General features: G+C 37.4%; 23 protein-coding genes. 14 read left to right on the top strand and 9 right to left on the bottom strand.

Annotated elements, in window-relative coordinates; genetic code table 11:
- The first annotated feature begins 36 nt into the window (after window positions 1-36).
- From hisD to ACLHG9_RS08415, 10 genes are all read left to right on the top strand, one after another.
- Window positions 37-1,323, top strand: coding sequence for a histidinol dehydrogenase (hisD, locus tag ACLHG9_RS08460; protein ID WP_410221065.1), 1,287 nt, complete (start codon window positions 37-39; stop codon window positions 1,321-1,323).
- Between the two features lie 33 nt (window positions 1,324-1,356).
- Window positions 1,357-2,412 carry a histidinol-phosphate transaminase gene (gene hisC / locus ACLHG9_RS08455; protein WP_410221064.1) on the top strand — a complete coding sequence of 352 codons (1,056 nt, stop codon included), beginning with the start codon at window positions 1,357-1,359 and terminating at the stop codon, window positions 2,410-2,412.
- A 3-nt stretch (window positions 2,413-2,415) separates the two neighbouring features.
- Window positions 2,416-3,576 (top strand): bifunctional histidinol-phosphatase/imidazoleglycerol-phosphate dehydratase HisB, encoded by a 1,161-nt coding sequence (gene hisB / locus ACLHG9_RS08450; RefSeq protein WP_410221063.1) that lies wholly within the window; start codon window positions 2,416-2,418, stop codon window positions 3,574-3,576.
- A gap of 8 nt (window positions 3,577-3,584) precedes the next feature.
- Window positions 3,585-4,220, top strand: a complete 636-nt coding sequence (hisH, locus tag ACLHG9_RS08445; RefSeq protein ID WP_410221062.1) for an imidazole glycerol phosphate synthase subunit HisH — start codon at window positions 3,585-3,587, stop codon at window positions 4,218-4,220.
- 10 nt (window positions 4,221-4,230) lie between these two features.
- Window positions 4,231-4,980, top strand: coding sequence for a 1-(5-phosphoribosyl)-5-[(5-phosphoribosylamino)methylideneamino]imidazole-4-carboxamide isomerase (hisA, locus tag ACLHG9_RS08440; protein ID WP_410221061.1), 750 nt, complete (start codon window positions 4,231-4,233; stop codon window positions 4,978-4,980).
- Window positions 4,981-4,999: 19 nt separating this feature from the next.
- The gene (gene hisF, locus ACLHG9_RS08435) at window positions 5,000-5,755 is read left to right on the top strand and encodes an imidazole glycerol phosphate synthase subunit HisF (protein ID WP_410221060.1); all 756 of its coding nucleotides are present in this window, start codon (window positions 5,000-5,002) and stop codon (window positions 5,753-5,755) included.
- Between the two features lie 23 nt (window positions 5,756-5,778).
- Entirely contained in the window at window positions 5,779-6,390 is a 612-nt protein-coding gene (gene hisIE, locus ACLHG9_RS08430) for a bifunctional phosphoribosyl-AMP cyclohydrolase/phosphoribosyl-ATP diphosphatase HisIE (protein WP_410221059.1), read from the top strand.
- Window positions 6,391-6,393: 3 nt separating this feature from the next.
- Window positions 6,394-6,765, top strand: coding sequence for a hypothetical protein (locus ACLHG9_RS08425; RefSeq protein ID WP_410221058.1), 372 nt, complete (start codon window positions 6,394-6,396; stop codon window positions 6,763-6,765).
- A gap of 9 nt (window positions 6,766-6,774) precedes the next feature.
- Window positions 6,775-7,674 carry a WD40 repeat domain-containing protein gene (locus ACLHG9_RS08420; RefSeq protein WP_410221057.1) on the top strand — a complete coding sequence of 300 codons (900 nt, stop codon included), beginning with the start codon at window positions 6,775-6,777 and terminating at the stop codon, window positions 7,672-7,674.
- Window positions 7,675-7,749: 75 nt separating this feature from the next.
- Window positions 7,750-8,655: a hypothetical protein gene (locus ACLHG9_RS08415; RefSeq protein ID WP_410221056.1), complete on the top strand. Its 906-nt coding sequence runs from the start codon at window positions 7,750-7,752 to the stop codon at window positions 8,653-8,655.
- A gap of 62 nt (window positions 8,656-8,717) precedes the next feature.
- On the opposite strand, the gene ACLHG9_RS08410 is transcribed toward ACLHG9_RS08415, so the two are convergent.
- Window positions 8,718-9,806 (bottom strand): serine hydrolase domain-containing protein, encoded by a 1,089-nt coding sequence (locus ACLHG9_RS08410; protein WP_410221055.1) that lies wholly within the window; start codon window positions 9,804-9,806, stop codon window positions 8,718-8,720.
- A 93-nt stretch (window positions 9,807-9,899) separates the two neighbouring features.
- Here ACLHG9_RS08410 and ACLHG9_RS08405 point away from each other — a divergent pair, with 93 nt between their 5' ends.
- Window positions 9,900-10,550, top strand: a complete 651-nt coding sequence (locus ACLHG9_RS08405; RefSeq protein WP_410221054.1) for a YceH family protein — start codon at window positions 9,900-9,902, stop codon at window positions 10,548-10,550.
- 103 nt (window positions 10,551-10,653) lie between these two features.
- On the opposite strand, the gene ACLHG9_RS08400 is transcribed toward ACLHG9_RS08405, so the two are convergent.
- Window positions 10,654-11,433, bottom strand: coding sequence for an NlpC/P60 family protein (locus ACLHG9_RS08400; protein WP_410221053.1), 780 nt, complete (start codon window positions 11,431-11,433; stop codon window positions 10,654-10,656).
- 90 nt (window positions 11,434-11,523) lie between these two features.
- Here ACLHG9_RS08400 and ACLHG9_RS08395 point away from each other — a divergent pair, with 90 nt between their 5' ends.
- On the top strand, window positions 11,524-11,973 hold the full coding sequence (locus ACLHG9_RS08395; RefSeq protein ID WP_410221052.1) for a universal stress protein: 450 nt from the start codon (window positions 11,524-11,526) through the stop codon (window positions 11,971-11,973).
- Window positions 11,974-11,975: 2 nt separating this feature from the next.
- Here the strand turns inward: ACLHG9_RS08395 and ACLHG9_RS08390 are convergent, their stop codons facing one another.
- The 5 genes from ACLHG9_RS08390 to ACLHG9_RS08370 all read right to left on the bottom strand — a co-directional run bounded on the left by ACLHG9_RS08390 (window position 11,976) and on the right by ACLHG9_RS08370 (window position 17,604).
- A complete protein-coding gene (locus ACLHG9_RS08390; protein ID WP_410221051.1) occupies window positions 11,976-13,229 on the bottom strand; it encodes an NAD(P)/FAD-dependent oxidoreductase in 1,254 nt (417 codons plus the stop codon).
- A gap of 9 nt (window positions 13,230-13,238) precedes the next feature.
- The gene (locus ACLHG9_RS08385; RefSeq protein ID WP_410221050.1) at window positions 13,239-14,237 is read right to left on the bottom strand and encodes a 4-hydroxyproline epimerase; all 999 of its coding nucleotides are present in this window, start codon (window positions 14,235-14,237) and stop codon (window positions 13,239-13,241) included.
- Window positions 14,234-15,712, bottom strand: coding sequence for an aldehyde dehydrogenase (NADP(+)) (locus tag ACLHG9_RS08380; RefSeq protein ID WP_410221049.1), 1,479 nt, complete (start codon window positions 15,710-15,712; stop codon window positions 14,234-14,236). Before ACLHG9_RS08380 ends, ACLHG9_RS08385 begins: the two co-directional genes overlap by 4 nt.
- A 10-nt stretch (window positions 15,713-15,722) precedes the next feature.
- Window positions 15,723-16,640, bottom strand: coding sequence for a dihydrodipicolinate synthase family protein (locus tag ACLHG9_RS08375; protein WP_410221048.1), 918 nt, complete (start codon window positions 16,638-16,640; stop codon window positions 15,723-15,725).
- 88 nt (window positions 16,641-16,728) lie between these two features.
- Window positions 16,729-17,604: an AraC family transcriptional regulator gene (locus ACLHG9_RS08370; RefSeq protein ID WP_410221047.1), complete on the bottom strand. Its 876-nt coding sequence runs from the start codon at window positions 17,602-17,604 to the stop codon at window positions 16,729-16,731.
- A gap of 104 nt (window positions 17,605-17,708) precedes the next feature.
- On the opposite strand from ACLHG9_RS08370, the gene ACLHG9_RS08365 reads away from it, so the two are divergent.
- Window positions 17,709-19,484 carry an aminopeptidase P family protein gene (locus ACLHG9_RS08365; protein ID WP_410221046.1) on the top strand — a complete coding sequence of 592 codons (1,776 nt, stop codon included), beginning with the start codon at window positions 17,709-17,711 and terminating at the stop codon, window positions 19,482-19,484.
- A gap of 110 nt (window positions 19,485-19,594) precedes the next feature.
- Complete coding sequence (locus tag ACLHG9_RS08360; protein WP_410221045.1) at window positions 19,595-20,425, top strand: S1 RNA-binding domain-containing protein; 831 nt, start codon at window positions 19,595-19,597, stop codon at window positions 20,423-20,425.
- Window positions 20,426-20,579: 154 nt separating this feature from the next.
- Here ACLHG9_RS08360 and ACLHG9_RS08355 read toward each other — a convergent pair whose 3' ends face one another.
- Both ACLHG9_RS08355 and ACLHG9_RS08350 read right to left on the bottom strand, forming a co-directional pair.
- Complete coding sequence (locus ACLHG9_RS08355; RefSeq protein WP_410221044.1) at window positions 20,580-24,326, bottom strand: fibro-slime domain-containing protein; 3,747 nt, start codon at window positions 24,324-24,326, stop codon at window positions 20,580-20,582.
- A gap of 301 nt (window positions 24,327-24,627) precedes the next feature.
- The gene (locus tag ACLHG9_RS08350) at window positions 24,628-26,385 is read right to left on the bottom strand and encodes a hypothetical protein (RefSeq protein ID WP_410221043.1); all 1,758 of its coding nucleotides are present in this window, start codon (window positions 26,383-26,385) and stop codon (window positions 24,628-24,630) included.
- Between the last annotated feature and the right edge of the window lie 73 nt (window positions 26,386-26,458).

Raw genomic sequence — 26,458 nt, 5'->3', positions numbered from 1 at the left:
AGTATTAACTAATAGTTAATTTTAAATATTAAAAAATTGAAAATCTATAATTTAAAAAATTTAACTAAAGAAGAAGTTAACAATATATGCTCACGCAGTATAATTGACGACAATCTGGTTAAATTAAGAACAGAAGAGATCCTAAAAAGGGTAAAAGAACAAGGAGATTCTGCTCTTTTTACATACAGTGAATTGTTTGATAGCGTAACCTTATCTAAGCTTTATCTAGATGAAGAAGAATTAAAATCGATTGCTGCACACATTCCAGAAAAAGTAAAAAACGCCATTGATACCGCTTACAAGAATATCTATGCTTTTCACAAAAATCAAGTTATTGCCGAACCTAAAATTGAGACCATGCCCGGTGTAAGCTGCTGGCGTGAGAATAGACCCATAGAAAGAGTTGGTCTCTATGTACCCGGAGGTACCGCTGTTCTGCCCAGTACTTTTTTAATGCTTGGTATCCCGGCTAAAATTGCCGGATGTAGGGAAATTGTAGTTTGCTCGCCACCGCAAATTAATGGAAAAGTAAATTGCTATATCGCTTATGTTGCATTGCTTTTGGGCATCTCCAGGATTTATCTTATAGGTGGGGCGCAGGCCATTGCCGCAATGGCTTACGGAACCGAAACCATACCTGGTGTTTACAAGATATTAGGACCGGGTAACCGTTATGTAACCGAAGCTAAAAAAACTGTGCAAAATACTGTAGCTATTGATATGCCTGCAGGTCCTTCAGAAGTTTTGGTGCTTGCAGATGAAACTGCCAATCCGTCATATCTCGCAGCTGATCTACTTGCACAGGCAGAACATGGAATTGATAGTCAGTCTGTTTTGGTTGCCACTTCGCAAAGTATTATAGAAGAAACTTTAAAAGAAATTGATTTACAGTTAAATATTTTACCAAGAAAAGAAATTGCTACCGCTGCATTGCGCAATTCTTTCATCATTCTAAGCGAAAATATTGATGAAAGCATCAATTTTAGCAATCAGTATGCACCTGAACACCTCATTTTAGCTACAAAAAATAATGAGAAAATTATTCCTTTGATAATCAATGCCGGATCGGTATTTATCGGCAGCTTTACTCCTGAAAGTGCAGGTGATTATGCTTCAGGGACCAATCACACTTTACCTACAAGTTCCTTTGCCAAAGCTTATTCAGGTGTTTCTGTTGATACATTTATTAAGAAAATTACGTTTCAACAATTAGATATCAATGGATTACAAAATATTGGAGCTACCGTTGAAACACTTGCAGAAGCTGAAGGATTACAGGCACACAAAAATGCCATTAGTATCCGTTTAAGAGATATAAAATAATTTAATACGAGACCTCCACCTAAAAACTACAAAATGGACATCCGCAACTTACAAAGAGACAATATTAAAAACCTTAGCCCCTACTCTACCGCAAGAGATGAATTTAAGGGAGAAGCCAGCATTTTTTTAGATGCCAACGAAAACAGTTTTGGTTCACCTTTACCTGCCGATTACAACCGCTACCCAGATCCTTTACAATTAGATTTAAAAGATGCAATCAGCAAAATTAAAGGTGTCCCAATAGAGAATATGTTCTTGGGAAATGGCAGCGATGAAGCAATAGACCTCCTTATACGTGCATTTTGTAATCCGGGTAAAGACAATATCATCATCTTACCGCCCACTTATGGCATGTACGAGGTTTCGGCTAATATCAATGATATTGAAGTTAAAAAAGTAAATCTGCTTCCAAATTATCAGCTCGATCTGGAACGCATTGCAGAAAGCATTGACAGCAATACAAAAATCATTTTTATCTGCTCGCCCAATAACCCCACAGGAAATTCTTTAATTAGAAGCGATATAGAGACGATTTTAGCCAACTTTAAAGGTTTAGTGGTTATAGATGAGGCTTACATTAATTTCTCTCGCCAGAAGTCTTTTATTCAAGAATTGACCGAATACGCTAATCTCGTAGTATTACAAACTTTCTCCAAAGCCTGGGGTCTGGCTGCCATTAGACTAGGCATGGCTTTCTCATCTACACCTGTAATTGATATCCTCAATAAAGTTAAACCACCCTACAATATCAATCAACCCACACAAGATCTGGCCCTTGCTGCGTTAGAAAACATACAACAGGTTAATGAATGGATCAGAATTACTGTAATTGAACGAGAAAGACTTAGCAATGCCTTAGCCCGCATAGAAGTGGTGAAAAAGGTATATCCTTCTGATTCTAATTTTCTTTTAGTTGAAATTAATGATGCTCAGAATTTATATTACAAGCTGTTAGAACAAGGCATTGTGGTAAGAGACCGTTCAAAAGTTACACTTTGTGATAATTGCTTAAGGATAACCATAGGAACCACAGAAGAAAACAATGAATTGTTAAAAGCCATTTCTATTCTTACCGAACAAACTGTTTAAATAATGCCTACAACTACAAACATCGCAAAAACAAAAGTGCTGTTCATCGATCGCGACGGCACATTGATACTTGAACCCGAAGATGAACAGGTAGACAGTTTCAATAAGCTTAAATTTTATCCAAAAGCCCTTTACTATCTTTCGAAGATAGCGAGAGAGTTAGATTACTGCCTGGTAATGGTTACCAACCAAGATGGTTTGGGAACCACTTCACACCCTGAAGAAAATTTCTGGCCCGTACACAATTTTGTAATAGACACCTATGCAGGTGAAGGTGTGGTTTTTAATGAAGTGATCATTGATAAAACTTTTGCTAAAGACAATGCCCCTACCCGAAAACCGGGAACAGCATTATTAACCAGGTATCTTGATGAAAGCATTTATGATCTAAAACATTCATTTGTGATTGGCGACCGGCTAAATGATGTGATTTTAGCCAAAAATCTTGGCGCTAAAAGTATTTACATTAGACAGAACGACAATTTAGGCAAGGGCGAAACTTTAGAAAAGTATGAAGAATTAAAAAACATCATAGCTCTTGAAACCCAGAACTGGGAAACTATTTATACCTTTTTAAGAGCCGGAAGTAGGGTTGTAAAGCATGAACGAAATACCAATGAAACCAAAATCTTGATCAACTTAGATTTAGATGGAAGCGGCAAAGCCTCTATCCAAACTGGCTTGCATTTTTTTGATCATATGCTGGATCAGATTGCACGTCATGGAAATATAGATTTAACAATCACAACTCGAGGGGATCTCCATATCGATGAACATCATACCATCGAAGATACCGGTATTGCTTTAGGTGAAGCTTTTGCCAAAGCAACTTGTAATAAATTAGGGCTCGAGCGTTATGGTTTTTGTTTGCCTATGGACGATTGCCTCGCTCAGGTGGCAATAGATTTTGGTGGCCGCAGCTGGATAGTATGGGATGCCGACTTTAAACGGGAAAAGGTTGGAGATATGCCTACAGAAATGTTTTTTCATTTCTTTAAATCGTTTAGCGATGCCGCAAAATGCAATCTTAACATCAAAGCCGAAGGGCTGAATGAGCATCACAAAATTGAAGCAATCTTCAAAGCTTTTGCCAAAGCCATAAAAATGGCGCTAAAACGCGACAGTGAGAAAATGGTGCTTCCAAGTACAAAGGGTCTGTTATAAGCGAAAAGATGGAAAAAGAGATAAACGATAACAGCAAAGCTGCTTCTTTCAAAATCGGAATTGTGAATTACGGTGCGGGTAACCTTTTTTCGTTGGGCTGTGCCTTAGAACGCCAAAATATTGCTTACGGTATGATCAACAAAGCTGATGATTTTGATTTATACAGCCACGTCATTATACCCGGTGTAGGTCATGCGGGAGCGGCCATGTCAAAGTTAAAAGCCTCAGGTTTGGCAGACAGCATAAAATTGCTAAAAAAACCCGTATTGGGCATTTGTGTAGGTATGCAGTTGCTTACTGCGCATTCAGAAGAAGGTAACTCCGCACTGCTTGACCTGTTTCCTTTAAAAACCAGATTGTTTGATAAAGAACAGCAGATCAAAATTCCGCACATGGGCTGGAACAATGTTGATTTTAAAGACAACAAATTGTTTCACAACATTTTAAATCAAACACAATTTTACTTTGTACATTCTTATTTTATAGAATTTAACCCTATTTTTGATATAGCTTCTGTCAATTATGGCTGTAAATTTTCTGCAGCTATACAAAAAGACAATTTTTTTGGCGTTCAGTTTCACCCCGAAAAATCGGGCGCAGCTGGCGAACAATTATTAAAGAATTTTGCAAACCTAACCCCATAAAGCTAATCATATGTATATTATTCCGGCTATTGATATTTTAGATGGTAAAGTAGTTCGCCTTGTAGAAGGCAATTACAACCAAAAAACCGAATACCAAGTTTCCATACAGGAAATGATCGAACGTTACCGTTCAAATGGCACTGACTTTATCCACATTATAGATTTAAACGGGGCTAAAGGTGATTTTAGAAACCAGGCTGAGCTCTTTAAGGTTATTAAAGCAACCGAAATGAAAGTGCAATATGGCGGTGGAATACGTACTATAGAGCAGGTTACCCAACTGCTGGATGCTGGAGTACACCGTGTAATTGTAGGTACCCAGGCAGTAAGCAATCCCGATTTCCTGCCTCAGTTAAGTGCAGCTTTTATCCATAAAGAAGATTATGCCAATCGCATTGTAATTGCCATAGACGTACTGGACGAAGTAATCAAATATTCGGGCTGGATGGAAAGCTCGCCGATTAAACTGATGGATTATGTAGATAAATGCTTAAGTCTGGGTTTTTTCAGGTTCTTATGTACCGATATCAATAAAGATGGGAAATTAGGCGGAACAGCCATTGAGCTTTATAAAAAATTACTTGACCATTCGCCCATGATCAAACTGATCGCATCGGGTGGCGTAAGTTCTATGAAAGATATTGAAGAACTGGCTAAACTTCCTATCAGAAGTGTGGTGGTTGGAAAAGCAATCTATGAAAATAAAATCTCGATAGATGAGATTAAAGCTTGGAATTTAAAAGCACTTACCAGTATTTAACAGCATATATCTTCATTTAATGTTATCGAAACGAATTATTCCTTGTCTTGATGTAAAAGACGGGAGAACAGTTAAAGGTATAAATTTTGTCCATTTGCGCGATGCCGGAGACCCTGTTGAATTAGCCGCAAAATACGCGTTGCAAGGTGCAGATGAATTAGTGTTCTTAGACATAACCGCAACCCATGAACGTAGGCAAACAACCGTTGAAATGGTAAAAGCTGTAGCTAGAGAACTTAATATTCCTTTTACCATTGGCGGAGGTATTGCTACCATAGCCGATGCAGAAGCTTTGTTAAATGCGGGTGCAGACAAAATCAGCATCAATTCTGCGGCAGTACGTAATCCCCAACTTATTGCTGATTTAGCAGGTAGTTTTGGTGCTCAGTTCGTGGTTCTGGCTGTTGATACACGAAATATAGAAGGGAAAAACAGAGTCCATTTAAATGGAGGCCGTATAATTACCAATCTGGGAACAGAAGATTGGATCAAACAGGCCGAAAACATGGGCGCCGGAGAAATATTGCTTACCTCTATGGACCATGATGGTACAAAAGCAGGTTTTGATTGCGGCCTGCTCAAAAAAGTCAATGAAATGGTTAACATCCCGGTAATTGCTTCAGGTGGTGCAGGCAGCAAAGCTCATTTTGTGGAAGTTTTTAAAGAAACCGATGTTGATGCAGCCCTTGCAGCTTCAGTATTTCATTATGGAGAAATTTTGATACCCGATTTAAAAGCAACCTTACGGCAGAACGCTATTCCCGTAAGAATATAAATTCATTTTTACAACAGTTTAAAATGACAACAATTACAAACAAAGAGCAGGTTGACTTTAGCAAAAGTGAAAGTCTGGTACCTGTAATTATACAAAATGAACAAACACTTGAAGTATTAATGCTGGGTTATATGAATGCAGAGGCATTTGAGAAAACCCAAAAAGAAGGAAAAGTAACTTTCTTTTCGCGAAGCAAAAACCGCTTATGGACCAAGGGCGAAGAAAGCGGTAATTTTTTATGGGTAAAATCCATACATATTGACTGCGATCGCGATACCATTCTTATTAAAGTGAAACCCGAAGGGCCTACCTGCCATACAGGTAGCAGAAGCTGCTTTAAGACCGATTTTAATCAGAACTTTATTTTTGAGCTCGAAAACATTATAACAGATCGTTATGAAAATCCTGTAGAAGGTTCTTACATCAATAAAATGCGCAACAAAGGACTTCATAAAATCGCTCAAAAAGTTGGTGAAGAGGGTGTTGAAACAGTAATTGCCGCATTGGTAGAAAACAAAAAAGACCTGATCAATGAAGCATCAGATCTGGTTTTCCATTTGCTGTTCCTTTTAAAAGAGAAAAAGCTAACTATACAGGATATTGCATTAAATTTGGCCGAAAGACATAAAGGTTAAACCATGCTAAAAAAGCTATCGTACATCAATCTGATTCTTGGACTGGTATTTTTTGCTGTCCTGAAAATCCAAAACAATATGCTGGAATCTATTTTCATCATATTTCCTGTCATGTTTAATCTCATTGCAATTGTTTTATTAAACCATCAAACCTTTGCGCTCAAACTATGGCATAGGGTAATTGGGATATTAGGCTTATTATATGGTTCTTTTTCAATTATAGTTTCTCTTATATTGTTCATTACCTCATGTCTTAATACACCTTTTTTAATTGGAATGGGCCTCCTTCAACTTATCTTCGGAATCACTGCGATCATACAGTTTATAAAAGCCTGGCAAACCGATAAAAAAGAATCACTTTCTGTTAAACCTTAATTTATCACTATGCTTACGTTTCTACATACTTTTACCGGACATCAAAATCCCATTTATGCACTTTCTAATTCTGATAAAGCGGGCATATTTTTTAGTGCCGGTAACGATAAAGGTGTTGTAGAATGGAGCCTCAAAAAAATGGCTTTTATTATGGTTAAGATGCCTGTACAAAGTTCTGTATATACCTTACACAATTATAATAACCAAATGTTTGCAGGCGAACGTAGCGGTGCTTTTAGTGTCTTTGATTTTATAGAGCAAAAAGTTATTGCAAGAATAAATGCGCATCATAAAGGTATTTTCTCTATCAAGACACTATCATCAAAAAATGAACTGTTAACCACCGGAGAAGATGGTCATGTTGCCGTTTGGTCGTTAACAGACTTGAAAGAAAAATACCGCTTTCTTGTTGCTGCTGATACTGTAAGGGCAATAGCCATATCTCCAGATGAGCAGGAAATTGCGTTTGCCTGCAAAGATCATTCAATAAAAATTTATCATGCTGCAGACTTCAGTTTAAAGCAAGCACTTAAAGCGCATACACATCCCGTTACTTCAGTAGCTTATCATCCACAGGGAAATTACCTGATCAGCGGTGGCCGCGATGCCCAGCTACATATATGGAACTTACCTTCTTACAATTTGGTTAAATCCATTCCTGCACATTTATTTGCTGTTTATGACATTGCCTTCCATCCTGAACTTGATTTATTTGCTACAGCCAGTCAAGATAAAAGCATTAAACTTTGGGATGCAAATAATTTTAAACTCTACAAGATCCTAAGTTTAGATAAGACCGGAACAGGTCACACGCATTCAGTTAATAAACTGATATGGTCTAAAGATGGTTCAAAACTCATTTCTACAGGTGATGATAAGAAAGTTATTGTATGGGAGTTAACTCCATAATGATGAGTTTATACCTCATGTGTATGTAAATAACATGAAATTATTAAGTTAGAGGAATTATTACATCTCTGGCAAATGGAGAAACAAAAAAACATTACGGTACTAAAAGTTATTGCTATTCCCACAATTTATGCCTTACTGTTAAGATTCATTTTTGGCGAATCAACCTGGAATGGTGTATTTAATATGATGTCTAAGACATTTTTATTTTTACTTCCTTCAATAGTTGGAGCCTTAACCGTTTATTTTTCCAATGTAGAAAAAGTAAAAACATTTTCGTATAGGTTTTTTGCTCCTTGGATACCAATTTTTGCTTTCTTTATCATTACCTTATTTTTTGCAATTGAAGGTTGGCCTTGTTTATTGATGATCTTACCTATATTTCTATTGGCTGCATCAATTGGTGGATTTATCGGTTGTTATTATAAACTTAGAAAGAAAGATGGTAAACTTTATATATCCGTTCTGGTACTTTTACCTCTTTTTGTTTCACCTCTTGAAAACTATATCGGCGCAAATTCAACACCCTATAAAGCCTATACTTATATTGACATCAATGCTCCAGCAGAAAAAATATGGAGTAATGTAACAAGAGTAAGAACAATAAAAAAAGAGCAAGACAAAGGCTGGCTAACAAGGCTTTTAAACTTTCCACGACCTGTTAAGGCAGAACTTAATTATGAGGGTGTTGGGGCATACAGAGCAGCCATCTTTACAAATGGACTTGTGTTTCACGAAACTGTAAATGAATATGTTAAACTTAAAAAAATGTCGTTTACAATCAAAGCATTACCTCATGAAATCCCACTAACTACAATGGACGAGCATTTGGTTGTTGGCGGCAAATATTTTGATGTTTTGAATGGCACTTATGAGCTTGAAAGACTTAGTGATAAAACTTACAGGCTTCATCTATGGAGCAATTTTAAACTAACAACTACATTTAATTCTATGCAAGTTGGTGGGCAAACAACATCATGAAAGACATACAAAACAATATTTTACAAATTCAAAAAGAACGGGCAGAAACGGATAATTAATATCTAATCCAATTCTCCTTTGCGCCATTTATAGGCCCAGAAAGTTTGATCTTTTTCTAAAAATAAGCGCATCAATTCATCAAAAGCAGGCATGCCTGTATCTGAATTGTTAAAAGCCACCAAGCTTTCTTTAGTTGTTGGATTTGCAATAAAAAAGCATCTGAAACCTGGATTTGATCCTGTATGCCACAACCAGGTACCTTTTTCATTAATTTGCATTCGCATACCCAAAGCACAAGGTACATGTTTATCGTCATCATTCACTTCTCCTGATGATTTCTGTGCCTCATTAGCCTTACTGATCATTAAAAGATGGGTTTTCTTTTTTAAACCTTTTCCTTCTACCAAAGCCTGTTGTACAAAACGGGTATAGTCTAAAGCAGTGGTATAAAGTGTATAGGCTGCATTGGTATAGCCCCATTTAGCCAGTTTACGAGGTTTATCGGCGCTGTAATGCCCATAAGCATAATCTGTGAAAAGTTCTCCGTTCCACTGCATATCAGAATGCTCCATTTTTAATGGCTTAAGCACTTCCTCTTTTACAATTTGCCTGAAAGGTTTACCTGTTGCTTTCTCCATAGCCAATTGCAAATAATAAAATCCTTCTCCAGAATATTTATATTTTGTACCAGGTACAAACTGTACATGTAAAGGTGTATTGTACCACTCAGATGATCCTACCGCCCCTTCCCAATTTAAAAAACCGGTACGATGTGTAAGCACCATACGGGCAGTAATTAAACGACCCTGCGGTTCATTAACCAAACGGTTATAAGTAAAATAATCGGCCAAAGGCTTATCCAAATCAATCAGGCCTTTATCATATAGTCTAAAAAACGTATAAGCAGCAATTACTTTTGTTAGGGATGCAGCCTGAAAAGCAGTATTTTCGGTAATCAATGCGTTAGAATCTGCTTTCTTCTTTCCAAAATTTACGGATGTAAGGTTCCCCTTTTTAACATGTACCACCTGAATAGCCGGAGCGCCTACTTTAACTGCAATTTGTGCAACTTCTTTTTCCTGTGCATAAGCATTGACAAAACTTTGTGCCATTAACAGGCAAAGGATCATACAGAATAAATTCTTTCTCATTTTAAGCATACTGCGTTGCCTATAAAATTATGCTTTTAATTAAGATTTATCAATTAAACCGCTATATTCCTGAATTATTTCTACTTTTAAAGCATGAACGAAACATTGAAACTACCTTTATTAGATGCAGCTCAAATTCGTGTTTTAGGCTCATTAATTGAAAAGTCGAAAACTACCCCTGATTATTATCCGATGACTTTAAATGGGTTGTTGAATGCCTGCAACCAGAAAAGCTCCCGTAAACCGGTGGTAAATTATGATGAAGCAACAGTCGTATCGGCTCTTAACGGTTTAAAAATTACGGGGCTGAGTGCAACGGTAACAGGTGGTTCCATACGCAATATCAAATACAAACACAACCTTGCGGTTGCTTATCCGCTCCTTCCTCCAGAAACAACAGTATTATGTCTATTATTTTTAAGGGGCGCTTTAACCCCTGGCGAAATCAACAGTAACTCAGGTCGCATGTACGAGTTTGAAAGTCTTGAAGAGGTAAATGAAATTCTACAGAAACTGAGCAGTGAAGGTTACATTAAACTCTTAGCTAAAAGACCTGGACAAAAAGAGCAACGTTATATGCACTTATTTAGCGGCGATGTAGAAGATATGGATTTTGACGAGGATATTGTAATCCATAACAGTTCAGACCCTAATGCTCTGGAAGATCGGTTGAATAAAGCCGAAACTGAATTAGCTGAGCTGAAAGAACGTTTTGAAGCATTATTGAAAGAGTTGGGTGTGTAATTATTCCGTACTATTGAGTCCGTTTCAGCATCTTAACCCATAAATTCCGGAATAAATTCGAAATGACGTGAATTAATAAGAAACTATAAAATCTTATTATCCCTTAAACAAAACGTTTAATAATTCGCAGCTTATGGGTATATTTTCCCAGTTCAGCATTATAAATTCCCTGATCATCAATAGGATCAACACGAACTTTGCCCGCAGCGTGAATAATTTTATCGTTGGCTAACATCAGGCCTACATGGGTTATTCTTCCCTCTTCGTTATCAAAAAAAGCAAGGTCTCCCAATCTTGCCGAAGCCAAAAAATCTACCAGATTTCCCTGTTCGGCCTGTTGTGAAGCATCTCTTCTGATATTTAATCCTAACAATTTATAAACTGTTTGGGTAAAGCCTGAGCAATCTATGCCAAATAAGGTGCGTCCACCCCATAAATAAGGTGTATTCTCATAAAAGTGTGCTATCTTTTCTACTTCATTTATAAAAGTAGCCACATCCGGAATAAAAGGTTTTTGAGTTACCTCAAATTTTTCATTACCCAGATAACAAAAACCATCCTCATAAAATGGCAAGGTACTTGCCGGACTCAGATAGTATTTTGTTCCCTTTGCATTAATCAGTGTATTATCTAACTGAGGCTTTGTTATGAAACGATAAGCACTTTCTTCTTTATACTGGGTTTCGGGTATAAGCTGAAGCTGTTTATAATCCATCCATCCCTCATAATTATCATGTTGTGTTTTTACATAACACCATTTTTCGGTCTTTTCTATTAAAGTAACCCTGTCTCCAAATAATAACTGCGAAACAATTTCACTGCTATCGGCCGCTGATCTTCTTAAAGGTGCTACCGCTACACGGCAAACATGATAAATTTCCATATATTTATATAAACTAACGCAAATATGCACAAATACTGATAAACTTTTAAGCTCTAAAATTGTTTATACAGTAGGTTAAATCTCAATATTATGGGCTACAAAAAAATATTAATTGCTGTTGACAATAGTATTTGCTCTGAAAAAGCGGCAAAGATAGGCTACGATACAGCCAAAAATTATGATGCTGAGGTTGCTTTATTAAATATTGTTGAACCTGCCCCGGCAGCAACCACTCCTGATTTTACATTAGCACCCGTTTTTCTTGAAGTGTATGATAACAGTGAAGAGAATAGTCACGTATTGCTGAAAGAAATCGAAAATAAATACGGGAAAGGCATAAAAACCACTTATTTTTCGGTTTTAGATACGGCAAGTCATGGTATCTTACAACAAGCCGAAGATTGGGGAGCGGATCTGATTGTTATGGGTACGCATGGACGGGGCGGCTTATACCGTTTTCTAGTGGGTAGCGTTGCCGTACACGTAGCCCGTAAATCGGCCTGTCCGGTATTAATTGTACCTACTAAGGCCGAGGTATAATATTAAGCAAACCTATCAGGACTAAATAAGCTGATATCCATTAAAGTTTGCTGCCCTGAAGCTAACTGAGCAACCATTTTACCTGTTGCAGGCGCTAAACTTACGCCCATCATTCCATGTCCTCCTGCTACAATTAAATTTTCTATTTTGTTGGTATAACCTAAATAGGGCAAACCATCAGGTGAACATGGCCTAAACCCATACCATATCTCATCAGGCTGAGGCATTGCTACTTTATAATTACGGTAGTATTGTGGTATAGCATTCCATATACCCTCAACCCGTTTCATATTAATTTTATTATTTACAGGTGCTATTTCCATTGTTCCACCAAAACGTACCTGACTATTCATTGGTGTTACCGCTACCTTTGCCTCTAACAATAAGGCTGGGTGAATAATCTGCCTCTCTCCTGGTTGGTGCATAAATGAATAACCTTTTCCGGGCATCAGTGGTATAGGCAGGCCTGCTTTTTTTGCCAGTTCGGGCAACCAAGCACCACCTGTAAGCACAAATAAATCAGCCTCATATTTTTGCAGAGTTGTATGAACGGCATTGATACGGTTATTTTTAATATCTATTGAAGTAATAGCACTATTGGTTATAATGCTCACATCTTTTTCTTTAAGGTATTTAATCATATTCTGTACCAGTTGATTTGGATAAAGATGTGAATCGCATTGGTAATGAACGGCCCCAGCAACATCTAATTCAACATGTGGCTCAAGTTCTTGTACCTGTGCCGAATTGAGAATATCTACATTTAAGCCTAAATCTTTAGCCTGTTGGGCTACATGTACCTCTTCCTTACCTATTTCGGCATTTTTATAGAGCATCAGAATACCTTTGTGCTGTAAACCAAATTCAATAGCGCTTTCTGATGCCAAGCTATTGTATAAACCTTTGCTGAGTAAGTGAAAATCGCGAAGTGGTTCTGCACTTGTAGCCACATGTTTGGTGTTGGCATGTTTCCAAAACTGAATACCCCATCGTAACAATTCTGGATTAAGTGAAGGTTTTACATAAAACGGGCTTCTGCTGTTAAACATCCATTTAATTCCTTTACTGATCATGCCCGGAGCCGCCAAAGGAATAAAATGGCTAGGTACGATCATACCCGCATTACCTAACGAACAATTATCTTTAAGATTACCTTTATCAATTAATGTAACTTCGTAACCTTCGTGCAAAAGATAATAAGCAGAAAATAAGCCCGTAACCCCAGCTCCTATTATAATTACTTTTTGTTTAGCCATTCTGCAAGCTTAAATAACCTGAAATCCATGTGCATAAGGATCTGTATCATCAATAAAAATAGTGTTATATCCGGTTACCATTGCCCAGCCCTCTATACCCGGAATGATGGCCGGCATACCATTGATGGTTGTTTCTTCTTCAATAGTTCCCTTAAATTTTGAACCGATTATGCTTTCATGGATAAACTGGTCTCCTTTTTTGAGTTTGCCTTTTGCATGCCATTGGGCCATACGAGCCGAAGTTCCTGTGCCACAAGGCGAACGGTCTATCGCTTTATCTCCATAAAAAACAGCATTCCGTGCTGTAGCATCAGCAGATAAAGTCTTTCCTGCCCATAAGAAATGGCTTAACCCATTGATGTTGCTATCTTCAGGATGTACAAACTGGTATTTTTCGTTCATCTGTTTACGACAGGTCCTGCTCCAACTAATCAACTGATCGGCACTGTAATTTTCTATGCCTTTAAAATTTTCCTGCGGATCAACAATGGCATAAAAATTTCCTCCATAGGCTACATCTACTTTTATTTCGCCCAAATCCGGACAATTTACAGTTAGATTCTGAGCTGCCAGATAAGATTTAATATTAATCAGTTTTACCGATTTTACCTTTGCGCCTTCCTGTACATATTCTATTAGCACCAAGCCAGCAGGTGTTTCCAACCGCAGTTTACCCGGTACTTTAGGAATAACCAATCCTTCTTCAATGGCAATCGTTACTGTACCTATGGTACCATGTCCGCACATGGGCAGGCAGCCACTCGTTTCTATATATAAAACACCAATATCATTAGCAGGGTCTACAGGTGGGTATAAAATGCTGCCACTCATCATATCGTGTCCGCGTGGCTCAAACATCAGGCCTTTGCGTATCCAATCATACTCTTCCAAAAAATGAAGCCTACGTTCCATCATATTGTTTCCTTTTAAAATTGGACCGCCGCCAGCTACTACCCTAACCGGATTTCCGCAGGTATGGGCATCTATACAAGTGAATGTCTTTTTCATGAAAGAGCTTCTTTACTTAATTGATTGTTTACAGTACGCCAAATATGTAAAGGGTTGGCATTTTGCAACTCTTTAGGAAGAAACTGATCAGGCCAGTTCTGAAAAGCCACCGGACGTGCAAAACGTTTAATACCATCTGCACCAACAGAAGTGTATCTACTGTCGGTTGTTGCCGGGAAAGGCCCCCCATGCTGCATAGACAGGCAGACCTCTACACCTGTAGGTACATTATTAAAAATAAAACGACCACATATTTCTTGTATATCAGCAAATAAATCTTCGTATTGATCTGCATCTTTTTCGGTTGCCATAACCGTTGCTGTAAGCTGACCTTCAAGATGGGCTACAATTGCTTTCATCTGATCTGTATTTTTACAACTGATGATTAAAGAATAGGGACCAAATACTTCCTGGTGCAAAAGTGGATTGTTCAGAAAAGTAACTGCATCAACCTGAGCTACAGTTATATGACCTTCACCTGTTTTGACCTCTGTTTTGCTCTGTGCCAAAATACTCACTTCTTTTTGCTCCAATGATAGTTGCAATTTGTTGCTGAAATTATCAGCAATACCCTGATGGAGCATTTTAAATGGAACAACCTGTTCTATTTCATGTGCCAATGTGCGCTTAAAAAGATCCAAAGCCTCACCTTCAATACCAAATATTAAACCCGGATTGGTACAGAACTGCCCCATACCTAAAGTAATAGAGCCTGCGTAAAGTTTAGCGGTATTTACGGCATCTGTAGCCAATTTATCAGGCATTAGAAAAACCGGGTTCAAACTTCCCATTTCTGCGAAAACCGGAATAGGTACTTTACGTTGATTAGCGGCATCAAATAATGCACGTCCGCCGCCATAAGAACCTGTAAAACCTACAGCTTTAATTACCGGATGTTTTACCAGATACTCACCTATGGCATTGCCCGGTTCGACAATATGGTTAAATATTCCATCGGGCATCTTACATTTTTCTACTGCTTTCAGAATAGCATGTGCTACCAATTCTGAAGTTTTTTGATGAGCCGGATGTGCTTTTACCACTACAGGGCATCCCGCAGCAAAAGCGCAAGCCGTATCACCTCCGGCAGTTGAATAAGCAAAAGGAAAATTACTTGCTCCAAACACCAGTACAGGTCCCAAAGGAACCAGCATTTTCCTCAGGTCAGGTTTAGGAGGTGTTTTTGCAGTATCAGCCGTATCTATTCTTGCTTCAAGCCAGTCTCCACGTTCTGCCGCTTCACCATAACTGTTCAATTGAAAAACTGTTCTGGCCCGCTCACCTATCAATCTTGCTTCGGGCAGATTGGTTTCTATAGCAGCTGTCTTAATCAGTTCATCACCCAAAGCCATAATCTCTTCACCTATGGTCCTCATAAAATCAGCCCGCTGCTTTAAGCTCATTTTCTTGTAAATTCGAAAAGCCTGATCGGCTTTTCCTAATATTTTATCTAACTCCTGTGTATTTAATGACATGGCAAAATCTTTATAAGGATAAATAATCAGGCAATTTAGGACGATTAGCTATACCTTGTTCTATAATTGCCAAAACTTCTTCTCGTTCTTTACCTTTTAATTGTAAACGCGGTGCACGTACATATTCAGAACCAATTCCTGTGGCCTGTGCGGCAAGTTTGATATACTGAACCAGTTTTGGATGAATATCAAGCTCCAGTAAAGGTAAAAACCATCTGTATATAGTTAAAGCTTCTGCATAACGGTCGGCTTTAATTAAACGGTAAATTGCAACTGTTTCTTGAGGAAACGCATCAACTAAACCAGCTACCAGACCATCTGCCCCTACCGCAAGACATTCAAAAGATAGAGTATCTACCCCTCCTAAGATTTTAAAGCGGTTGCCAAACCTATTAATCATGCGGGTTACATTGGAAATATCACGTGTACTTTCTTTAACAGCTTGTATATTAGGATATTTTGAAAGGTATTCAAACATATCTAAGGTAATTTTTATGCCGTAATCAACAGGGTTATTGTACACCATTATAGATAAAGATGTGGTTTCGGCAATGGCACTGTAAAAAGCCAAAACTTCTTCATCAGAGGCTTTATAACGCAAAGGTGGTAAAACCATTAATCCGTCTGCACCAATACGCTCTGCATTTTCAGCAAATTTTACCGCCTCTTTGGTTATTTGCTCTGCTACGTTAATAATTACAGGCACTCGTCCGTTTACATGTTTTACTGTAAAATCCAATAAGTCTAATTTCTCAGGGGTGGTTAGCGTACTAGCTTCACCTAAAGAACCACAAATAATCACTCCATCCACACCCGCTTTAATCTGTGCCTCTAAATTTTTAAAGAAAATTGGATAATCAATTTCATCTTCAGCCGTAAAAGGCGTCAATAATGCAGGGTATATGCCTTTCCATGCAATATGTTTCATATCTGATCAATATTTAGTTTATCCAAATTTAAGCATCAGATATTTACATTTTTTAACTCTGATTAACCAATAATTTACCAATATTAACCTACAAACTTATATTTGCGTAATATTGTTTTAAATAAGATTTAGGGTTTTTGCCTTTCATCTGTTTAAAAACCCTGTTAAAGCTTGTAATATTGGTAAATCCGCTTTCGTAAACTGCTGTTGATATATTAGGATATTCTCCTCTAATCAATTTATTGCAAACCTCATTAATACGCAGATTATTGATATAGGCAGTAAATGTTTGCCGGGTATGCTTTTTAAAATACCTGCAAAATGCCTGTGGGGTCATACTGGCATAAGCGGCTACTTCTGCCAGGCTTAATTGTCTTTCATAATTCTTCATTAAGAAATGTAGGACCGAATTGATACGAAGCGCATCGGCATCAGTAGAATAATGCTGAATCACCGTCAGACTTTCAAGCTCGGTACCAATAGCAAGTAAACCTAATAACAATTCTATAAATTTGACAATTGCATACCCGGGTTCGGCATTTTTAATACCCAATATTTGATGCGCTATGTTTTCTTGATATTTTTCGCTGACTTTAAAAGCTACTTTTTCATTTAAAAGCTGTTTTACCGCCTGCATTTCGGGCAGCTTAAATACGCCCGCTATTTTACCTTCAGGATCAAAGAAAACAGAAAGCGCCTCTATTTTCAAAGCTGTATCTTCTTTAAAATATGCCGAATCGCTTTTAAATAAATGAGGTTGATTTGCTCCAATAAAAAACACATCTCCTCCTTTAAAAAGATGCATATCATTATTGATCAATAAAGTGCCTGTACCCTTTTTTATCCAGATCAACTGCGCTTCTTCATGTTTATGCAGATACGGATAAAAATGTGGCATCAGGTCTTCCTGAACCATAATGGTTTGCGTGGCTGCAACCGGAACGGCAAATTGTAAAACTTTCATTAGTGAGCCTTTATAATATTAAAATAACATGATCTTAAAGACAATTAAAAGTAAAAATCATTTTAAAATTTTCATTTATCACTGTAGTTTTTAAACTTTGTGTTATGACCTACAAAGAAAAATTGAATGCCATAAGGCAACAAATGCATACCGAAGGTATTGCAGCTTATATCATTCCTTCGGCAGATCCTCATATTAGCGAGTACCTTCCTGAACATTATAAATCTATAGCTTTTACGACCGGTTTTACGGGTTCTGTGAGTACAGTGGTGATAACCCAGGATTTTGCAGGTCTCTGGGCAGATTCAAGATATTATGTTCAAGCTGAAGAACAATTAAAAAACAGTGGCTTTGAACTGGTTAAATTAAAAGCTCAAGGTGTTCCTGAATATGTTGAATGGTTAGCCGAGAATTTAAAGAATGGGGATACAGTGGCTTTTGACGAAAATACCGTATCTGTTGTATTAGGCTTGCACCTTGAAAAACTGCTTGCATCTAAGCAAATTAAATTTCTTAACCGTGATTTTGTAGGTAAAATATGGGATAACAGACCGCAGCTACCTTCAAATTTAGCTTTTTTGATTAATGATGAATTTATTGGACAGTCTGTTGAATCTAAACTGGCTGAAATCAGAAAAGTGCTGAAAAAAAACAATGCTGAATATCATCTGATTTCTTCATTAGATGATATGGCATGGATTTTTAACCTGCGTGGTACAGATGTAGGTTATAATCCTGTTGTATTAAGCTTTGCATTAATTACCGGCCAAACAGCCGCTTTATATATCGAAAAGGCCAAGTTAACCAGTCACAACATCACCAAATTAGAAATGTCAGGGGTTACGGTTAAAGAGTATAACGCTATCCGTACAGACCTTGAACATATTCCTGCGCAGTCAAGTATTTTTGTAGATCCTAAGCGCAATTGTTTTGCTTTGTATAAAAAAATACCTGCTTCAGTACATAAGATTTTAGACACCAATCCTTCTACCGTTTTTAAAGCAATTAAAAACGAAACCGAAATAAAAAACACACGCATTACCATGGCTAAAGACGGCGCAGCCATGACCTTGTTCTTTAAATGGATCAAAGATAATGTGGGCAAAACAGAAATTACGGAAATCTCTGCTGCTGAAAAACTAAGACAGTTTAGAGCAGCTCAGGAAGGTTTTGTAGGCGAAAGTTTTAACACCATTGCCGGATATAAAGAACATGGTGCCTTACCCCATTATTCATCAACACCTGAGAGTGATGTAGCCATAAAGCCAGAAGGCCTGTTTCTTGTAGATTCTGGTGGGCAATACCAGTACGGCACTACAGATATTACACGTGTTATTCCTTTAGGCAACAACACCGAAGAAGAAAAAACAGACTATACTCTGGTACTTAAAGCCATGATAGAGGGCAGTTGCACCCGTTTCCCTAAGGGTACCTGCGGTTATGCCATTGATGCTATTACACGCAAGCCTATGTGGGATCATGCTTTAAATTACGGGCATGGAACCGGACATGGCGTTGGATATTTTCTGAATGTACATGAAGGACCGCATATATTTAACACTTCTGCAACCCCTGTATCCATAGAACCAGGTAGCATTACTTCAATAGAACCGGGAATATACCGTATAGGCAAACATGGCGTGCGTATAGAAAATTTAGTATTAACCGTTAAGGATGAGATAAACGAGTTCAATGAATTCTATAAATTTGAGACTCTTACCTTAGCGCCTATTGATACTACTTTAGTAAAAACAGAATTACTGGAGAAACATCATATTAACTGGCTAAACAATTACCATAAAGAAGTTTATGAAAAAGTTAGCCCCTTATTGGATAACGAAACCAGAGCATTTCTTGCTGAAATGACCAAAGCTATTTAAGAACAAGTATTGTTATTACCGTAAAATGTGTCTGAAAGTATTTTTCAGGCACATTTTTTTATGCTATAAAAATCGGCTGATAAACTATCTTTGCACTATAATTATACATCATGATCAGAATAGGAGAATACAATAATTTACGTGTAGCGGCTAAAAATAGCCAGGGATTAAGTTTATCTGATGGCAGCGAAGAAGTACTTCTACCTTTTACAGAAGTACCTAAAAACATAGAACTTGGCGATAACATTGAGGTTTTTGTTTATAAAAACAAGGATAATCAAACTATTGCCACAACCAAAAAAGCTTTAGCTACTGCCAATGAATTTGCGCTGTTGACCGTTGTTGATGTAACAGACGACGGAGCTTACTTAGATCTGGGTATAGACAAGGATGTTTTTGTTCCTAATCGTGAGCAAAAAAGACCGATGCAACGTAATGAGAGTTATGTAGTGTATGTATATGTTGATGAAATTTCTGATCGCTTACTGGCCTCATCTAAAATAGACAAGTTTGTTGAGCATTTTGATCATGACTTTGAGGAAGGCGATGCGGTTAATTTGTTAATTGTAGATAAATCTGATTTGGGCTACAATGCCGTCATTAATGATGAGTTTATAGGTTTGCTTTATAATAATGAATTGTTTACCCGTCTTGAACCTGGCATGCGTTGCAAAGGCTGGATTAAGAAAATAAGGGTTGAAGGTAAGATTGACCTTACACTGCAACCATCGGGCTTTGGACATATTTTAGACACCAAAGAGATAATCTTAAATGAGCTAAAGGAAACAGGTGGAAAAATCAATTTGGGCGATAAAAGCTCTCCTGAAGAAATATACTATCGCTTTAAAGTAAGCAAAAGTGCTTTTAAGAAAGCCATAGGAGGTTTATACAAAGAAAGACTGATTACCGTATCTGATCATGAAATTGCATTGGCAAAGTAGGCTTTCACTATAAGAGGCTTTCTAAAAATCGGTCGTCACTCTGAATTTATTTCAGGGTCTTGCTTGTAAAGGTGCTACAGCAATGCTTTGGGTTATGAAACAAGTTCAGAATGACGGATTTCAAGACTTTAAAAAAGTTCCTTTTTATTTTTCATTACCCTCCTTTAATTACTTTCAGCATTTGCGACTTAGCCCCCTCTAATCTGATTAAATATATCCCATTGGGATATCCTGTAAGATCATATTTAATTTCGTCCTCTCCTACCTTTATTTCTTTGGTTTTTAATAAACGTCCTGTTAAATCGGTTAAATAAGATTTTTGGTATAAACCGCTGGTAAATTTCACACTGGCAGTATTATAGGTAGGGTTAGGATAGGCTTTTAAATCTACCGCCACCAAACCAAATTTTAAGGCTTTTTCACCTATTAAAGTTATTTTACCGTCATAGTCTTGCTGTTCTAATTGGTAATAGTTAATCCCATTTAAAGGATTGCTGTCATAATATGTATAATTATGTGGAGCTTGCGTAGTTCCTGCTCCCCCTATTCTACCCAGTTCCATATACGTTTGGCCATCAGCACTGCGACTGAGTATGAATTCTTTATTGTTATTTTCAGACAGGGTGTTCCATTGGAACTTAACACTGTTATTTTGCACCGTAGCTGTAAAATTTCCTAAACTTATAGGCAAAGTAGACTGGTATTCATAGGCACCCAAATCAATATTACTTCCATTTAACCTAAGGTTACCCGCAAGATCTTTGGTACCGGCATCGAGCCCAGCAAACAAAGCATTACTGCCCATACCAATAGCCGGACTACCTGCTTTGAGCGTATAATCTCCCTTGGTGCCCATAGCGGGAGTTAAGGGGTTGGTAAAAATCTGACTTACGGTTATACCTGTTGCATCAATGTTATTGTTGGTTGTGCTAGCATTTCCCTCTACCAAACTATAAGAAATTACGGGATTAGAACTGCTGTTATATATCCCTGAGCTGTTACCGTAAATAATGCTATTGCCTAGCTGCGGATTGGAACCACTATTATATATGGCTCCCCCGTTTGTGGCTGTATTACCGCTTAGGGTTACATTGGTAAGAATAGGGACAGAACTTGTATTGTATATGGCGCCTCCATTAGGATTACCAGAATTACCGCTAAACATTACATTGGTAAGCGTTGGATTAGAAGATGAATTATATATTCCTCCTCCCGAAGCAGCAGAGTTACCACTAAAAATTACGTTAGTAAGAATTGGGTTGGATGAAGTAGTATTATGCATTCCTCCTCCACTGGTTGCCATATTACTAACTACGGTTAAATTACTAAAGATAAGACTGGAAGAATAGTTATATATACCGCCACCATTATTTTGATAGATAAATTTACCATTAATAGTTAGATAACCGCCACCACTTGCATTACCGCTAATGATAGTAAAGCCATTAAGCTCTGTATTACTTACAGCAGATGCAACTATCACGTGATAAGCATTACCTGTGTACTTGTTACTGGTTATATTTCCATTTGCATCAAAAGTATCATTATTGTCTATATCACCGCTTAGGATACATGGATTTACTTTCCAATTTCTATCAGTCATATCTGGGTTGCCAGTTCCAGGAAATCCTCCGTAAATTTTCACATTACTTACCAACAGAAAGGTATTGTCACGTCCCTTATCTGTACCAAAATTAACTCCATCTTGAGGGCTATATTTAGGTTTATAAGTACCTTTTGCCACCCATATCTCTTTCACCGTACCGGCATTGGCCGTATTCAGGTTTTTTGCAGCTAACATGGCATCAGCCAGTTCAGGTACAGCATTAATCCAACTATTACCCAAAGCAGTGCCTAAGGCACCTTGTTTTACATAGATAATACCATTTACATCGGGTATGGGAGGATTATAAGAGCTTTCATAAGCTCCCATATCAATAGCACCTCCATACAAACGAGGGTTACCTGCCGCATCGGTATGCAAGGCTAAATTTGTCCCATATAAAGTATTATCTCCCCTGTTAACTACAGGACTGGTCTTTTTTAACATTAAACCATCATCAGCCGTACCAAATACGCCATCTGCACCCGATGGATTGCTATCATCTACAAATTGTGGGGCATTATTAACGTTCGTAGCGTCAAGATTACCATCATTAGTGCTATTTAAACCTTGCAATAAACTGTATTGTACTACCGGTTCAGGTCCGTTCTGCTTTGCTACACTCAAAGTCCCTGTATTGTCCCACACAATAGTGTTAATAAAAGTAAAAGCACTGTTATTATGGTAGATCGGTTCTTTAAGAGAAGAAGTAGAATTGTTTTTATTGAACGTGCAATTTATAATTTGCTGATTTACAACGCTAGTAGAGCTATTATAAATCGCAGCGCCAACATATGCCTGGTTGCCTACAAAAACACAACTGGTAAGGCCAGCTGGGTATAATGAACCTGCATTGGCCATACCTCCGCCTCCATTATGAGAAGCAGTTCCTGAAAGTATGTTATTTGCAAAGATGCAAGCTCTGATTTCGGGTTTAGAATTTTCATTATATATACCGCCGCCCGCTGCATAAGCCTCATTATTAATGAATACACAATTGATAATCTGTGGGCTGCTACCGCCAGTGTTAGCCATCCCCCCTCCTTTACCAAAAATTGTATTTGAACTTGTAGCTGCTCTGGTAATTACATTATTTTTAAAAATACAGTTACTAATAACCGGTGAGGAGCTATTATTATACATACCTGCCCCATAAATATTTTGGTCATCGGCAATAAGCGTACCTCCTGTTATCGTAAAACCATCTAGTAATGCATTAGTATTTAGGTTATTTAGATTATTATAAATTACTCTATTGCCATTGCCTTTGAGAATGGTAACATTATTTTTCCAGTTTCTGTTGCTCAACGTGGGATTACCGGTAGTTGGAAAACCTCCATAAATTTTTACTTTGTCTTTCATCACAAAACTGGCATTTAAAGCTGGTTGGTATTCGCCTGCGGCCACCCATACCTCTTTTACATTGAGTGTATTGATGGCTACTTGCAGATCATCTGCTGCATTATCCCAATTACTACCGTCTTTTGAACCGGCTCCGTTTTGTTTTACATATACTATACCATTAGCATCAGGAGCATAAATTGGACTTAGGACAAAGTTGGTACTAAAGCTTAAAACCGAACCAGGCCCTGATCTTTCTGCTTTAAAGAAGTCAATACGATACGTTTGCCCTTGAGTTAACCCATAGGTAGTTGCAGCTGTAGCGTTTAAGATTACATTAGCAGCAGCAGCCCCATGTATGCCCCCCAAATCTATCGCTAAACGTCCGTTAATAAACAACCAGGCATCATCATCAGAAGTAATGGTAATCTGCTGTGTACCAACATTATCATAAACAAATTCAGCATGCATTTCTATCGTAAAGTTCTTGTTGTTGGCTTCTCCCTCATTGCCCCATAATTCACCATTTATAGGATAATAAGAACCATCAGAAAAACTAAAATTACCCGGAGTGGTTTCCGTTAAATCAAGAAAAGTACTCTTCTTTTTATTCAGTGGGTCATCATTGAACCATTTGTTAAACATGGCTTCGGAGGTCAAGTTACCTGGAAAAGGCGAAGTTTTCACTACAGGTTTTCGATCGGCTCCCAAAACAGGCTGTACCATACCATATGTAGCCCCTGAAGGGGGGATGCCAAAATCGGGATGCTTGTTAGGTGCAATTACAGAGAAATCCCTAATGGTAATGGGGATACTAATGCCATTAACACCCTTTGTTGCCCCACTGCTGACAGAAATATTTTTATAAACAGAATCATAGTTTGCTTTCGCTGATATCCCATTATACATAAACAATAGAAATATACTAAAAGAAAGGAATTGTAGATATCTTTTCATTATCGATTTTTTTTTAAAATATTGAGTATTGAATTCTTGCATAGTTAGATCTTTCTAATTTTTTGCTAAACGATAATAAAAATATAACCAAGTCAAAATCATGAGGCATATGGTCAGGATAATGATGATAATTGGAATATTTGGTTTGCCTTTAAGTTTTAGCATTCACAAATTTTAGCAACACAGGCATAGTATTGCAAATTTTAACGCGGACAAAAAGCGGACAAACGAGTTAACAGTAGCGGTGTAGGGTTGAAGAACACAAACTTGATAAGTAATACACTTATTGACCAATCACTAATCAATCATTCAGTTTAGAGATATAATCTTCAAGAGTAGTATCTTCAGGTAAATTGATCCGGTTTTTAAGTCGTCTTTTACTACGGCCAACACTATCCGCTCCTATACCAAGCATATTGGCTATTTGATGATTATTTAATTGCAGACAGATCAAACTGGCCAAGCGTTCTTCAGCAGGATTTATTCGTGGAATAAGCTCTTTTAATCGGCTGAAAAATATAGGATAGGCTTTATTAAATGCTTCTTTAAATTTTGTCCATTCGCTATCGGTAAGCAGCACATAATTTAACAGGTTATCATTTAAAGTTTTTATCTCTTCTTTGTTTACACTATTATTTTTACCAATAGTTTGTTTCAGAACGCTGATCAGATTTTCTTTTTCACGAATGTTTCGGGTAAATTCATTGATTTTTTCTTTGGCCTCTACTACTTCTTTTTCAGCAATTTCTCGCTCTCTTTCCAGCATTTCGGCCTTGTACATATTTTTTAATCTCTGCCGGTTGTATAACAATAAACTGATAACGCTTAGCAAGGCAATACCAATCAAAATCAAGTTCCTGATCAACTTTTCCTGCGCCAAACGTTCGTTAATATGCTCAAGGCTATTTTGCATGTCATCGAACTGAATTTTAACTTTCAAAGCAGAAAGTTGCCTTGAATTGACATCTACAACCCTTTGATTGGAAAGATTAAAATAAAGGCGATCGTATTTATAAGCACTATCTGTTTGGTTAAGTTTTCTATAACTATCTGCAATTCCCTGTAGAGCCAAAATCTTCTGCTCAATTATATCATATTCACTTTGTATAGCCCATACATACGCCTGTCTCCATTTTTTTAGTGACTCTATGTATCTTTTATGCCTATAATCTATAGCTGCCAAAATATTTTGGGCAATAGCCATATTATTGAATGACTTAACCTCTCTACTGCAGGTTAACTGCAAGTCAACTAATGCTAAACCTTCGGCTTCGTGTCCTTGCAAAATTAATGCATGTCCAATGTTTCCTTTAGCAATACCTAACCATAATTTTTGCATATGTGGTACAGGATCCGGTTTTTTTGACAGCGTATCAATAATTTTTTGATAGTAATATTTAGCACTATCGTATTTTGCCAATTTGAGGTACGAAGCCCCTATTATATCTAGCTGAAAAACATAGACCCTTGAATCCCAAGTATTCACCGGAACGTTTTTATACGCAAGACATTGTAAGCCATAATTGATGCTTTGCCTATACTCATTGTTATGGTAAAGGCCTAAACTGGCATTAAAATACCGAGTATGAATGTACCTGAAATGCTTTATTCCGAGCTTTTTTTCCAGTTCAATGGCTTTAAGATTGTACAACAAATGGTTATTAGCCCCTACTTCGGCATAAAGGGTATATAATTCAGCCCTGAGCTGCTCATCCTTTAGTTTATGCGTAAGCTTGATATCGTGGTAGAGTTTAGCCGAATCCAAATCAACTAACTGTAGATTGTAGTGTTTTTTACTTAACACATCATACATATCTATTCTTACTTTTAATCTGTCGTCTGGGTGTTTATCTAGGTACGCATAAAGTGCATGTACCGTCTCTTTTAATAAGCAGGTATCTTTAAGCGCTCTCATTTTATCGTAAGTTTCCTCGGCACGGTGGGTCTGGCTCGTATCGGCAACTTTCCAAGCATCTATATAAAACTTAATATCGGCTTTTTGGGCAAAACAATTAACCGATAAAACTAAAAGTAATATCATGGCTAATTTAATTTTCATAATACCGAGGAGTTGGTTTGGATACACAATAATAAAAAAATCCATTGGCTATTTCATTTACCAATGGATTTTA

Source organism: Pedobacter sp. (assembly GCF_046462515.1).
GTDB lineage: Bacteria > Bacteroidota > Bacteroidia > Sphingobacteriales > Sphingobacteriaceae > Pedobacter.
Note: the sequence above shows the minus strand (reverse complement) of the source record. Positions and strands in the feature narration are given on the sequence as shown.

Coding starts and splice junctions, on each gene's coding strand:
- hisC (WP_410221064.1), top strand. CDS start 1,357: ATGGACATCCGCAACTTACAAAGAGACAATATTAAAAACCTTAGCCCC.
- hisB (WP_410221063.1), top strand. CDS start 2,416: ATGCCTACAACTACAAACATCGCAAAAACAAAAGTGCTGTTCATCGAT.
- hisH (WP_410221062.1), top strand. CDS start 3,585: ATGGAAAAAGAGATAAACGATAACAGCAAAGCTGCTTCTTTCAAAATC.
- hisA (WP_410221061.1), top strand. CDS start 4,231: ATGTATATTATTCCGGCTATTGATATTTTAGATGGTAAAGTAGTTCGC.
- hisF (WP_410221060.1), top strand. CDS start 5,000: ATGTTATCGAAACGAATTATTCCTTGTCTTGATGTAAAAGACGGGAGA.
- hisIE (WP_410221059.1), top strand. CDS start 5,779: ATGACAACAATTACAAACAAAGAGCAGGTTGACTTTAGCAAAAGTGAA.
- ACLHG9_RS08425 (WP_410221058.1), top strand. CDS start 6,394: ATGCTAAAAAAGCTATCGTACATCAATCTGATTCTTGGACTGGTATTT.
- ACLHG9_RS08420 (WP_410221057.1), top strand. CDS start 6,775: ATGCTTACGTTTCTACATACTTTTACCGGACATCAAAATCCCATTTAT.
- ACLHG9_RS08415 (WP_410221056.1), top strand. CDS start 7,750: ATGGAGAAACAAAAAAACATTACGGTACTAAAAGTTATTGCTATTCCC.
- ACLHG9_RS08410 (WP_410221055.1), bottom strand. CDS start 9,806: ATGAGAAAGAATTTATTCTGTATGATCCTTTGCCTGTTAATGGCACAA.
- ACLHG9_RS08405 (WP_410221054.1), top strand. CDS start 9,900: ATGAACGAAACATTGAAACTACCTTTATTAGATGCAGCTCAAATTCGT.
- ACLHG9_RS08400 (WP_410221053.1), bottom strand. CDS start 11,433: ATGGAAATTTATCATGTTTGCCGTGTAGCGGTAGCACCTTTAAGAAGA.
- ACLHG9_RS08395 (WP_410221052.1), top strand. CDS start 11,524: ATGGGCTACAAAAAAATATTAATTGCTGTTGACAATAGTATTTGCTCT.
- ACLHG9_RS08390 (WP_410221051.1), bottom strand. CDS start 13,229: ATGGCTAAACAAAAAGTAATTATAATAGGAGCTGGGGTTACGGGCTTA.
- ACLHG9_RS08385 (WP_410221050.1), bottom strand. CDS start 14,237: ATGAAAAAGACATTCACTTGTATAGATGCCCATACCTGCGGAAATCCG.
- ACLHG9_RS08380 (WP_410221049.1), bottom strand. CDS start 15,712: ATGTCATTAAATACACAGGAGTTAGATAAAATATTAGGAAAAGCCGAT.
- ACLHG9_RS08375 (WP_410221048.1), bottom strand. CDS start 16,640: ATGAAACATATTGCATGGAAAGGCATATACCCTGCATTATTGACGCCT.
- ACLHG9_RS08370 (WP_410221047.1), bottom strand. CDS start 17,604: ATGAAAGTTTTACAATTTGCCGTTCCGGTTGCAGCCACGCAAACCATT.
- ACLHG9_RS08365 (WP_410221046.1), top strand. CDS start 17,709: ATGACCTACAAAGAAAAATTGAATGCCATAAGGCAACAAATGCATACC.
- ACLHG9_RS08360 (WP_410221045.1), top strand. CDS start 19,595: ATGATCAGAATAGGAGAATACAATAATTTACGTGTAGCGGCTAAAAAT.
- ACLHG9_RS08355 (WP_410221044.1), bottom strand. CDS start 24,326: ATGAAAAGATATCTACAATTCCTTTCTTTTAGTATATTTCTATTGTTT.
- ACLHG9_RS08350 (WP_410221043.1), bottom strand. CDS start 26,385: ATGAAAATTAAATTAGCCATGATATTACTTTTAGTTTTATCGGTTAAT.